Genomic DNA, 11,287 nt, shown 5'->3' on the forward strand with positions numbered 1-11,287 from the left:
GGAAAGTCCGCATGACGACGACCACCGAACACCCCCACACGTGGACGGCGGAGGCTCTCGCCGACGGATTGGCAACCGACATCACGGTCGGGCTCACCGATGCCGAGGTCGCCGAACGTCGCTCCGAATACGGCGAGAACCGCTTGCGCAAGGAAGCCCGCGAACCGGCCTGGCGTAAGGTGCTGCGTCTGCTCGCGGACAAGATGACGTTGGTGCTCGTGGCGGCGGCAGCTGTCAGCGCCGGGGTGTCGCGCGAGTGGGAGACGCCGGTGGTGATCCTCGCGGTGATCACGTTCAACACCGTGATCAACTACGTTCAGGAGTCGCGAGCCGAAGAGAGTCTCCGCGCGCTGCGGAGCATGTCGGTGGACTCCTCACGGGTTCGACGAGACGGTCAGGAGCGGTACGTCGAACGCACCGAGCTCGTGCCCGGCGACATCGTCCTGCTCGAGGCCGGCGACGCCGTCCCAGCCGATGGCCGGATCGTGCAGGCGGCCCGGCTGCAGATCGCGGAGTCGGCTCTGACCGGGGAATCGCAGCCGGTCACCAAGACCGCTGATCCCCTCGACGATCCGAACCTTCCGATCGGCGACCGAACCAACATGGCATTCATGAACACCGAGGTCACCCGCGGCCGGGCGACGATGGTGGTGACCGGAACCGGCATGTCGACCGAGATCGGCACGATTGCTTCGCTTCTGGGCACGGCCGGCGTCGACAAGACCCCCTTGCAGCGACGAATCGACCAGCTTGCGACGCTGCTGACCGTCATCGCGATCGTCGTCGTGAGCATTGTCTTCCTCCTCGGTCTGCTTCGCGGGGAGTCGTGGTCGGAACTGCTGTTGACCGCCGTGTCGCTGGCGGTGGCGACCATCCCGGAGGGATTGACCGCAGTTGTCGCATTCACGCTCGCCCTCGGCGCGTCGCGGCTGGCCAAGCGCGGAGCGATCATCAAACAGCTGGCGGCCGTCGAGACCCTGGGCAGCACAACGCATATCGCAACCGACAAGACAGGAACGCTGACCCTCAACGAGATGACTGTCCGAAAGCTGGTCGTGGCCGGTCACATCTACCGGGTGACCGGCAGCGGCTACTCGTCCGACGGCAAGATCCTCTCCGACAGCGAAGATGCACTTCCCGATTTCCGCCGGACCTTCCTGGCGATGTCGCTGTGCAACGATGCGTCGGTGAACGACGGTGTGCTGGTGGGTGACCCGACCGAGGGTGCGCTGGTCGTGCTCGCCGAGAAGGGCGGCATCGATGTGGTCGGCGCCCGGGCGAATCATCCGCGTCTCGCCGAGGTGCCGTTCGACTCCGACTACAAGTTCATGGCGACCTTCCACGAGAGCAGCCTGCCGGGCACCGGCCCGTACCGGTGCTATGCGAAGGGCGCCCCGGGTGTGCTGATGAGTCGGGCAACGATGGTGCGTACCTCCGAGGGCGACCGCGCGATCACCGACGAAGATCGCGACCTGATCGCGACGGCTGTCGACGAGCTCGCCCACGAAGGGCTGCGCACCCTCATGATCGCCGGGACGACGTTGTCCGACCTACCCGACGAGTCCTCGCTTTTCGACGCCGTCGACAACCTCGCGATCTACGCGGTGGTCGGCATCCTCGACCCTCCTCGACCGGAAGCACGCGAAGCCATCGCGACCGCCCACGAGGCCGGGATCGGCGTTCACATGATCACCGGCGATCACCTCACCACCGCGTCGGCGATCGCCACCGACCTCGGCATCGAGGGCGAACCGCTCTCCGGCGGCACCATCGACGACATCAGCGACGACGAGTTGCGAGCACGCGCAGCCCATTTCGGGGTTCTCGCCCGGGTGGCACCGGAACACAAGATCCGTTATGTCGAGGCTTTGCAGGCGAATGGCGAAGTGGTCGCGATGACCGGCGACGGCGTCAACGACGCACCCGCCCTCAAGCAGGCCGACATCGGCATCGCCATGGGTATCACCGGCACCGACGTCTCCAAGGGTGCAGCGAAGATGATCCTCACCGACGACAACTTCGCGACCATCGTCTCCGCGGTGCGCGACGGTCGCGGAATCTACGCCAACATCGTCAAGTTCGTGAAGTTCCAGCTCACCACGGCGTGGGGCTTCGTCCTCATCTTCCTCACCGCCGGTATCACGGGAATCGCCGGGGGCGCACCGTTCACCGCGCTGCAGATCCTGTGGGTCAACATCATCATGGACGGCCCTCCGGCGCTCGCACTCGGTGTCGACGCCACCGAGCCCGGCACGATGAAGCAGAAGCCGAGATCGCCCGGCGAAAGACTGCTCAGCCGTAATCGCGTGCTCCGCATCCTCTCACTCGCCATCGTCATGACCGTCGGCACCATCCTGACCCTGGTGTTCGCCGACGACATCTTCCCCGACAGCGCCCGAGACCCGCTCTTCGCGGGCACGCTGGGTTTCACGACCTTCGTCTTCTACCAGGTGTTCAACCTGCTCAACGTGCGTTCGGATCGTGGGTCGGTGTTCTCCCTACAGACCCTGACCAATCAAGCGATCTGGATCTCCCTGGTGGCGGTGATCGTGCTGCACGTGGCGGTCGTCAACGTGGGCTTCCTCCAGGACCTGTTCGACACCACTTCCCTCACCGCCACCGAGTGGCTCTACGCCGTTGTCGTCGCGTCGTCGGTTCTGGTGGTCGAGGAAATCCGCAAGGCAGTGGTCCGCGCGGTGTGGCGCCTCTGATACGGACCGCCGAGACACCGGGCGCCCTGCGGCGGACGCACGATCGGGAGGTCGCGCCGGTGTCGGACATGGCGGCTCCACCGGGTCGCAGGTTCAGGGCTGCAGCCGCTCGACGCGCCATTCGTGGTCGACGTGGGTGAGGCGCACCCGGTTGTGCAGGCGATTCGCCCGCCCCTGCCAGAACTCGACCTCCACCGGAACGATGCGGTAGCCGCCCCAGTTCGACGGGACGGGGATCTCGTCGCCGGCGTCGAACCCGCCGTACTGCTCGGCCAGCTCGGCGGCCTTCTGCTCGAGTTCGAGTCGGCTGCCGATCGGCCGGGACTGTTCCGACGCGGCGGCCGACAACTGTGATCCCCGCGGTCGGATCTCCCAATAGGCCTGCGTCTCTTCGGCACTGAGGTGTTCGACCGGCCCGCGGAAATGGACCTGGCGCTCCAGGGCGATCCACGGGAAGGTCACCGATGCATGGGGATTCGCGGCCATGTGCTGGCCCTTTTCCGACTCGTAGCCGGAGAAGAACACCACGCCGTTGGCGTCGACCCCTTTGCACAGCACCGTGCGCGTCGACGGGCGGCCCCGGTCGTCGACGGTGCCGAGCACCATCGCATTGGGCTCGGCGATGCGGGCGTCGAGAGCTTCGCGCAGCCAGACGTGGAAGAGGTCGAGCCACGGCGGGTCGCCCCGGAGCCAACTCGGGTCGAGATTCTCCCGGATGCCGTCGGCGCCGGCTGCGCGGTCGCCCTCCCCGATGTTGGGCGGGATACCGCCGCCATAGCCGACGCGCATGTTCGGCAGATCGATCGGCTCGAGTGGTTCATCCAACACCTGGCCGAATTTACTCCGACGACATTGTCCCTCCGTCGTACACGCCGAGGCGCGCGCTGATCTACAGTTCGATCTGATCGACGCATGTGAATAGCAGGACACAGTTGTCTCAGTGAGGTGGTTGCCATGGCCAACGCGGTACCCGAGGATTTCGTCCCAGGTCTCGAAGGCGTGGTGGCGTTCACCACCGAGATCGCCGAACCGGACAAGAACGGCGGCAACCTGCGCTATCGCGGGGTTGACATCGAGGATCTCGTCGAGAACAAGGTGACCTTCGCCGACGTGTGGGCTCTTCTCGTCGACGGAAAGTTCGGCGACGGACTGCCGCCGGCCGAGCCGTTTCCGCTACCCATCCACACCGGCGACGTGCGCGTCGACGTCCAGGCGGCGCTCGCCATGCTCGCCCCGATCTGGGGTTACGAACCGCTGCTCGACATCGACGACGCCACCGCGCGGGAAAACCTTGCACGCGCCTCGGTGATGGCGTTGTCGTATGTCGCACAGTCGGCGCGCGGCATCCATCAGCCCGCCGTCCCGCAGCACGTCATCGACGAATGCTCGACCGTCACCGAACGGTTCATGACCCGATGGAAGGGCGATCCCGACCCCAAGCATGTGGCCGCCATCGACGCCTACTGGGTGAGCGCGGCCGAGCACGGCATGAACGCGTCGACGTTCACCGCACGCGTGATCGCCTCCACCGGCGCCGACGTCGCGGCGTCGCTGTCGGGAGCCATCGGCGCGATGTCGGGACCACTGCACGGCGGCGCACCGGCGCGCGTGCTGCCGATGATCGAGGAGGTCGAGAACACCGGCGACGCACGAGGATTGGTGAAGGGCATCCTCGACCGCAAGGAGAAGCTGATGGGCTTCGGGCACCGCGTGTACCGCGCCGAGGATCCCCGCGCCCGCGTTCTCCGACGCACCGCCCAAGAACTCGGGGTCCCGCGTTTCGAGGTCGCCGCCGCGCTCGAGCAGGCTGCCCTCACCGAGCTTCGCGAACGACGCCCCGACCGGGCGATCGAGACGAATGTCGAGTTCTGGGCCGCGGTCATCCTCGACTTCGCCGAGGTTCCGACGCACATGATGCCCGCGATGTTCACCTGCGGTCGCACCGCCGGCTGGTGCGCCCACATCCTGGAGCAGAAGCGTCTGGGCAAGCTCGTCCGCCCCGCTGCGATCTACACCGGTCCCGCCCCGCGTCGTCCCGAGGACGTCGAGGGCTGGGGTGACGTGGTGAAGCCGGGGCTGTAGACAAGTCCACCGCTGGCCCCAAGCGACGCTCACCGACGCCGCCGAAGCGATCAGTTCCTCGCAGACCGTCGTCAACGGCGCGCTCCTGGGTGCAACGCTCCAGCGTTGTGCCCTCGTCAGCGAAACCGATCCCACCTGGACGATGCGTTACGTGCCCAAAGAAGACGATGAACTGACGCCCGCGGAAATCGCGGAGCGAGAACGCCAGATGACCAGCTTCGTCAAGTCCAAAGCAGACGAACTGGCGACGACGGCAGCCGACCATGCCGCGCCGATCAAATCCTTTCCGAGCACGAAGGCGATACCGGTGATCTCCTTAGCGCGATGGAACGCGCACTTGGCTCAGATTCTGAACGGGCATAACTGATGAGTGCCGCCCTCCGATACGTGCTCCTCGCTGTCGCGGCCTGCCTGAGTGTCGTTGGATGCTCGACGCCTGAACCAGGAGCGCAGTCACCGACCACAAGCACAAGCAGCAGTGCGCAGGCGATTCCGAGCACTGTGCCACCAAGTGAATACCGCTACCCCGTTGACGTCGCGGGCCCCTACAACGTCGTGTGGTCCGCGTCTGAACCGATCGATCTCAACGGTCGGGCCGCAGAGCTGACCCGGGCATATGTCGAATCATGTCAACTGTCGATATTCGGCCGACAGTATGTGTACCCCGGCGCCATGGACGCTGCACCGCCGCCTAGCCTCGACACCTCGGCGAGCTGCCTGTGGGCTCCGAAGCGACCGGAGGCCACGAAGCCGGCATACTTCGGGACCCTGTACGCACACATCCTCGAAGTCGACGTCGCCGACAGACGCGTGACGGCGCGGGGCTGCTACTCGACGAACGGACGAGCAGAGGTCGAGACGCAGGAACCCGAAAGCGACGAACTCAGCGCCATCGAATTCTCCTTCACCGCCCGATTGCCCGATGGCGCAACCGATCCCCGCGAGAACACCGACCGCGCGATAACTGCGGGCACCGGGACACGCGCACCACAGTTCGACGTCTTCTACCCGTGGAAGTTCGACGCTGTCCGGTGGGATAAGCCACGGCCCGCGCAGAGCCCCTTCAAAGATCGCCCCTGCACCCAGTGGGCGGTGGACAAACTCAACCAGGTTCCCGCATTCTCCGGGCAGAGCCCGTTCGCAGCCGACGGATACCCGAACGAACTGACACCGAAGATGTTCGGCGAGGAAGGTTTTCCGACGCTTCCTCAGACCCCGGCGTGGCCGGTGCCTTAGCCCCCTCACGATCGAGAGGTCAATCCAGCTCGCCCGCCGCGCCCACCACTATCGAACCTGCCGTCGCTGGAGCGAACATCCTGGACCGGGGTGGCGATCGCGCGGCCGGTCAGACGGTCAGTGCAGGCCCCACGGCAGTTGTGTCCGCCGTTGCGGCACTTGAACGTGACCGGCAGCCCGAGCTGGTCGACGGTCGACTCGAGCGCGTGCATAGCGCTTCTGCCCGAAAAAGGCGATTCTGCGAGCGGTCGGAACGGAAAAGCCGAGGCGCCAAGAAGGTGGTGTCCGCCACAACCCTAGAATCGAGCCCATGAGCGATACCGCAACCGCACCCATCACCCTGCCCGCCGACCTGCTGCCGTCGGACGGCCGCTTCGGTTGCGGACCGTCGAAGGTACGCCCCGAGCAGTTGCAGTCCCTCGTCGACACCGGCGCCTCGGTGTTCGGCACCAGTCACCGCCAGGCACCGGTCAAGAACGTGGTCGGCTCGATCCGCGAGGGTCTGGCCGATCTGTTCTCGCTGCCGGAGGGATATGAGGTCGTCATCTCCAACGGTGGCACCACCGCGTTCTGGGACGCCGCCGCCTTCGGTCTGATCAAGCAGCGCTCGCTGCATCTCACCTATGGTGAGTTCTCGTCGAAGTTCGCGACCGTCGCCAAGAAGGCACCGTTCCTGGACTCGCCCGCGGTCATCTCCACCGATCCCGGCACCGCTCCCGACCCGGCCGCACTGACCGCCGACGACTTCGGCGGCGTCGACCTCATCGGCTGGGCCCACAACGAGACCTCGACCGGTGTCGCCGTGCCGGTCCTGCGACCTGCGGAGTCCGACGACGCGCTCATCGCCATCGACGCCACCTCCGGGGCCGGCGGTCTCCCCGTGAACATCGCCGACGCGGACGTCTACTACTTCGCACCGCAGAAGTGCTTCGCCTCCGACGGCGGCCTGTGGGTGGCACTGATGAGCCCGCGTGCACTCGCCCGCATCGCGAAGATCGCCGAAACCGACCGCTGGTGCCCGGAGTTCCTGTCGCTGCCGACCGCCGTCGACAACAGCAGCAAGAACCAGACCTACAACACCCCGGCCGTCGGCTCACTGCTCCTGTTCGCCAACCAGATCGAGTGGATGAACAACAACGGCGGCCTGGACTGGTGCGTCTCGCGCACCGCCGACTCCAGCTCGCGCCTGTACCAGTGGGCCGAGGCCAGCGAGTTCGCGACGCCGTTCGTCGCCGAGCCCGCCAACCGCAGCCAGGTCGTCGGCACCATCGACTTCAACGATGATGTCGACGCCGCCGCGATCGCCAAGACCCTGCGCGCCAACGGTGTCGTCGACACCGAGCCCTACCGCAAGCTGGGACGCAACCAGCTGCGTATCGGCATGTTCCCGGCGATCGAGCCCGAGGACGTCACCAAGCTCACCAAGTGCATCGATTACATCGTCGAGCGTCTCTGAGCACGGCGAAGACCCACACCGTCACCGGCGCGTCCATACCTTCGGGTCGACGCGCCGGTGGCGTTCAGGCCAGCGGGTAGCCTGGACAACACAGACCACATACGACGCACCCATCGCTGGAGTCGCACGGGCCCCACGCGTTCTGAACTGCGGTTTTACCGCGTGTCCCACAGTGAATCGGCAGATCGGTGAGTTAATGTGGCTCCAATGCGTGCACCCACCGGAGGAGGAGCAGATGCGTGAGCTCCGCGTCGTCGGAGTGGAAACCGACGGTTCCCACGTCATCTGCCAAGACCCTCAATCGGGTGAGAAATTCCGGATCGCCTCCGATGAACGCCTTCGCGCCGCGGCCCGCGGCGACATCACCAGGCTGGGACAGATCGAGATCGAGATGGAAAGTGGATTGAGGCCACGAGAGATCCAGGCACGAATCCGCGCGGGTGCGTCCGTCGCCGAGGTCGCCGCCGCGGCCGGGGTGGGTGTCGACAAGATCGAACGTTTCGCCCACCCGGTACTGCTCGAACGCTCCCGCGCCACCGAGCTCGCCGGCGCAGCTCACCCGATCCGGCACGACGGGCCGGCGGTTGCGACCCTTGCCGAAACCGTGGCGGAGGGACTCGTCGCATACGGCCACAACCCGGCCGACGCCGATTGGGACGCCTGGAAGGACGACAGCGGCTACTGGGTCGTGCAGGTCGCGTGGAGCGTCGGACGCACCGACAACCTCGCGCACTGGCGTTATCAGCCCGGCACCCACGGCGGCACCGTCGATCCGCTCGACGATCTCGCCGACGAGCTGACACACCCCGAGACCATCGCACCGCGGCGTCGACTCATGCCGGTCGCCACCCCGGAGATCGCCGTCGAGACCACATCGGACGGACGTGAAGAAGTCACGCTCGACGCCAACTCGCTGATCGGTGCCCAGCGCGCACGCCAGGAACGTCGTGCGGTGCGGGAGGACAACGGCACCGTTCCTCTCGATTTCGGGTTCGACGACGAGACCACCGCCCACACGCCCCCGGCACCGGTCACCCCGATCGCCGCCCCCGTTGCGCAGGCGCCTGTCCAGTCCACAACCATGGAACCGGACGCCGCTTCGGCGCCATCCCAGGCGGACACACCCGGGCGCGACAGCATCGACTCCGAAGCGGACACCGCGTCGGCGACCGACCACGACACCGACTCGCCGGAGGGCCCTGCGACACGCGAGCCCGGACCCGCTCACGCCGAACGTCCGCGCAAGAAGAAGCCACGCAAACCCGCCGTGCCCGCGTGGGAGGACGTCCTGCTCGGCGTACGCAGCAACGGGAACAGCTGACATATGTCGGCACGCGCGGCCACCGTCTGGTTCATCGACTCTCCCGACCCGGCCGACGACCTACGCAGCGTCGTGCGCGCACCGCGGCACGATCATCAGCACGCCCAGCAACTCGCGTCGAAGATCTACGGCGACAGCGTTCTCGTCCCGCTCGTCGACACCGACCTGGCGACCGCAGCCGCTGCGAAGGACCACCACGTCTACGCCGGGTTCTACGGTTCGCTCGCGGTCATCTCATGCTCGCTGTTCGAGACGGCCGTCCCCTCGACGCTGACCCGGACGCTGGCCGCAATCCGCCCGAGCGCGGTGACGACGCTGCTCTACACCGAACCCGACACGTCGTTCGGGGCGTTCGCGCGCTGGGAATCGGGTTCACTCCGACGCTCGTTCTCCGCCGACCCGGTGACCATCCATGAGGACCACGGACTCCCGTTCACCTTCGAGAAGCCGTTCTGGGGTGGCGAATACCCGCTCACCTACGCCGAAGGTGTCCCCAACCAGGGGATGGCGCTGCCTTTCCACCCGGCCCAGCTCGCCGAGGAGGCCAACCGGTCCTGGCTCGGGTTCCGCTACACGCATCCGCTCGCCCCGACCGACCTCGACCCGGCCGACATCACCGTCACCGGCTTCGCGCTCCACCCGGCGGAGTACGAGCCGACCGCCGCCGACTTCGAGAACTATCGCCGAGCCACCGCCGCCCACGCCGGGGAACGTGTCGCACCGCCAGAGGGCCATCCCCGCAAGCGCGGACGCATCCGGGAGTATTTCGGCTTCTGACCGCTCCTCGTGCGGGACTGTCGCTGATTCGGTGTAAGTGGTTTTGATCGCCCCCGGCGTGGGGCAGGAGGAATCACGACGATGACCGACACAATCGGGGGCGTGGATGCCCCGGTGGCAGGGCCGGTTCAGCCCGGTCAGGAACACGATGTCACCACCGCGGATGCGGTGCGTGAGCTCTCGAAGGCCGAGCAGGCCTTGGTAAGCGATCTAGTACGTAGCTCCCGCGCTCAGGGCGTGGCCCTGACCGGTCCTGACGGGCTGCTCAAAGCATTGACCAAGAGCGTGCTCGAAGCGGCGCTCGATGAGGAGATGACCGAGCATCTTGGCTACGACAAACATGACGTGGCCGGCCGCAACACCGGCAATTCGCGCAACGGCACGCGCACGAAACGGGTCCTGACTGACGCGTGCGGGCAGGTGCCGATCGAGGTCCCCCGCGACCGCAACGGCACCTTCGACCCGGTGATTGTCGGTAAGAGCAAACGTCGCGTCACCGATGTGGATCGGGTGGTGCTGTCGCTGTATGCCAAAGGCCTCACGACCGGAGAGATCTCGGCGCATTTCGCCGATGTCTACGGTGCGTCGGTGTCGAAAGACACCGTCTCCCGCATCACTGATCGGGTCATCGAGGAGATGGTGGGTTGGTGGGCACGCCCGCTGGAGAAGGTGTACGCGGCGGTGTTCATCGACGCGATCATGGTCAAGATCCGTGACGGGCAGGTGCGTAACCGGCCGATCTACGCCGCGATCGGTGTTGATCTCGACGGGCACAAAGACATCCTAGGCATGTGGGCCGGCGACGGGGGCGGTGAGTCGGCCAGGTTCTGGTTGGCGGTGCTCACCGACCTCAAGAACAGGGGTGTCCGCGACATCTTCTTCGTTGTCTGTGACGGGTTGAAAGGGTTGCCCGACAGTGTATCTGCCGCGTTCCCGTTGGCCACGGTACAGACGTGCATCATCCATCTGATCCGCAATACCTTCAAGTACGCCTCCCGCAAGTACTGGGACAAGATCAGCGCCGATCTCAAACCGATCTACACCGCGTCGACCGCCGCTGAGGCCCGGCTGCGGTGGGAGGAATTCGCTGAAAAGTGGGGCACGCCGTACCCAGCGATCGTGACCCTGTGGGAGAGCGCGTGGGAGGAGTTCATTCCGTTCCTTGACTACGACGTCGAGATTCGGCGAGTGTTGTGCTCTACCAACGCGATCGAAAGTCTCAACGCCCGCTACCGGCGTGCGGTGCGCGCTCGCGGGCACTTCCCGAACGAGCAGTCCGCACTCAAAACGCTCTACCTGGTCACCCGGTCGCTGGACCCGAAGGGTACCGGTCAGACGAAGTGGGCCGTACGCTGGAAGCCAGCGCTCAACGCCCTGGCAATCACGTTCGCCGATCGTATGCCCGCAGCCGAAGAACACTGACCCGCCGAGCAATCGGAAACCGCCGCTTACACCGAATATCGGACAGACCCCCTCGTGCCGTGGTCCGGACATGCTTCAGACCGGTATGACGTTGTGCCCGGATTCCGGGCACAACGTCATACCGATGCCATCTCAGGCGCGCGGGTATGCGGCGGCGAGCATTATCGAGGCGAGGGTGGCTTCGGCGTCGGAGGCGTTGCGTAGGTCGATGACTTGGCGCAGGTGCAGGCGCGACTGATCGCCGGACGCCGGGTCGGGTCCGTGGATCTCGGTGCGCACCTG

Annotated in this window: 9 protein-coding genes; 8 read left to right on the top strand and 1 reads right to left on the bottom strand. The window is 66.1% G+C overall.

Annotated elements, in window-relative coordinates:
- Positions 1-11 precede the first annotated feature (11 nt).
- Positions 12-2,711, top strand: a complete 2,700-nt coding sequence (locus tag NWF34_RS12975) for a cation-transporting P-type ATPase (protein ID WP_258325226.1) — start codon at positions 12-14, stop codon at positions 2,709-2,711.
- Positions 2,712-2,804: 93 nt separating this feature from the next.
- Here NWF34_RS12975 and pdxH read toward each other — a convergent pair whose 3' ends face one another.
- Positions 2,805-3,539, bottom strand: a complete 735-nt coding sequence (gene pdxH / locus NWF34_RS12980) for a pyridoxamine 5'-phosphate oxidase (protein WP_024499916.1) — start codon at positions 3,537-3,539, stop codon at positions 2,805-2,807.
- A gap of 126 nt (positions 3,540-3,665) precedes the next feature.
- Between pdxH and NWF34_RS12985 the strand changes: the two genes are divergently transcribed.
- The 7 genes from NWF34_RS12985 to NWF34_RS13015 all read left to right on the top strand — a co-directional run bounded on the left by NWF34_RS12985 (position 3,666) and on the right by NWF34_RS13015 (position 11,005).
- Positions 3,666-4,793, top strand: coding sequence for a citrate synthase 2 (locus tag NWF34_RS12985; RefSeq protein ID WP_024499915.1), 1,128 nt, complete (start codon positions 3,666-3,668; stop codon positions 4,791-4,793).
- 151 nt (positions 4,794-4,944) lie between these two features.
- Positions 4,945-5,160 carry a hypothetical protein gene (locus tag NWF34_RS12990; protein ID WP_258325227.1) on the top strand — a complete coding sequence of 72 codons (216 nt, stop codon included), beginning with the start codon at positions 4,945-4,947 and terminating at the stop codon, positions 5,158-5,160.
- 305 nt (positions 5,161-5,465) lie between these two features.
- Positions 5,466-6,029 carry a hypothetical protein gene (locus NWF34_RS12995; RefSeq protein ID WP_258325228.1) on the top strand — a complete coding sequence of 188 codons (564 nt, stop codon included), beginning with the start codon at positions 5,466-5,468 and terminating at the stop codon, positions 6,027-6,029.
- A 310-nt stretch (positions 6,030-6,339) separates the two neighbouring features.
- Entirely contained in the window at positions 6,340-7,485 is a 1,146-nt protein-coding gene (gene serC, locus NWF34_RS13000) for a phosphoserine transaminase (protein ID WP_006436060.1), read from the top strand.
- A 235-nt stretch (positions 7,486-7,720) separates the two neighbouring features.
- Complete coding sequence (gene sepH / locus NWF34_RS13005) at positions 7,721-8,806, top strand: septation protein SepH (protein WP_258325229.1); 1,086 nt, start codon at positions 7,721-7,723, stop codon at positions 8,804-8,806.
- A gap of 3 nt (positions 8,807-8,809) precedes the next feature.
- Positions 8,810-9,583 (top strand): DUF6928 family protein, encoded by a 774-nt coding sequence (locus NWF34_RS13010; RefSeq protein ID WP_258325230.1) that lies wholly within the window; start codon positions 8,810-8,812, stop codon positions 9,581-9,583.
- Between the two features lie 81 nt (positions 9,584-9,664).
- On the top strand, positions 9,665-11,005 hold the full coding sequence (locus tag NWF34_RS13015; RefSeq protein WP_258325231.1) for an IS256 family transposase: 1,341 nt from the start codon (positions 9,665-9,667) through the stop codon (positions 11,003-11,005).
- Positions 11,006-11,287 lie beyond the last annotated feature (282 nt).

The organism is Gordonia sp. GONU, assembly GCF_024733855.1.
GTDB classification, from domain to species: domain Bacteria; phylum Actinomycetota; class Actinomycetes; order Mycobacteriales; family Mycobacteriaceae; genus Gordonia; species Gordonia amicalis.

Excerpts from the sequence above, each read along its gene's own strand:
- NWF34_RS12975 (WP_258325226.1), top strand. The coding sequence starts at position 12 with ATGACGACGACCACCGAACACCCCCACACGTGGACGGCGGAGGCTCTC.
- NWF34_RS12985 (WP_024499915.1), top strand. The coding sequence starts at position 3,666 with ATGGCCAACGCGGTACCCGAGGATTTCGTCCCAGGTCTCGAAGGCGTG.
- NWF34_RS12995 (WP_258325228.1), top strand. The coding sequence starts at position 5,466 with ATGGACGCTGCACCGCCGCCTAGCCTCGACACCTCGGCGAGCTGCCTG.
- serC (WP_006436060.1), top strand. The coding sequence starts at position 6,340 with ATGAGCGATACCGCAACCGCACCCATCACCCTGCCCGCCGACCTGCTG.
- sepH (WP_258325229.1), top strand. The coding sequence starts at position 7,721 with ATGCGTGAGCTCCGCGTCGTCGGAGTGGAAACCGACGGTTCCCACGTC.
- NWF34_RS13010 (WP_258325230.1), top strand. The coding sequence starts at position 8,810 with ATGTCGGCACGCGCGGCCACCGTCTGGTTCATCGACTCTCCCGACCCG.
- NWF34_RS13015 (WP_258325231.1), top strand. The coding sequence starts at position 9,665 with ATGACCGACACAATCGGGGGCGTGGATGCCCCGGTGGCAGGGCCGGTT.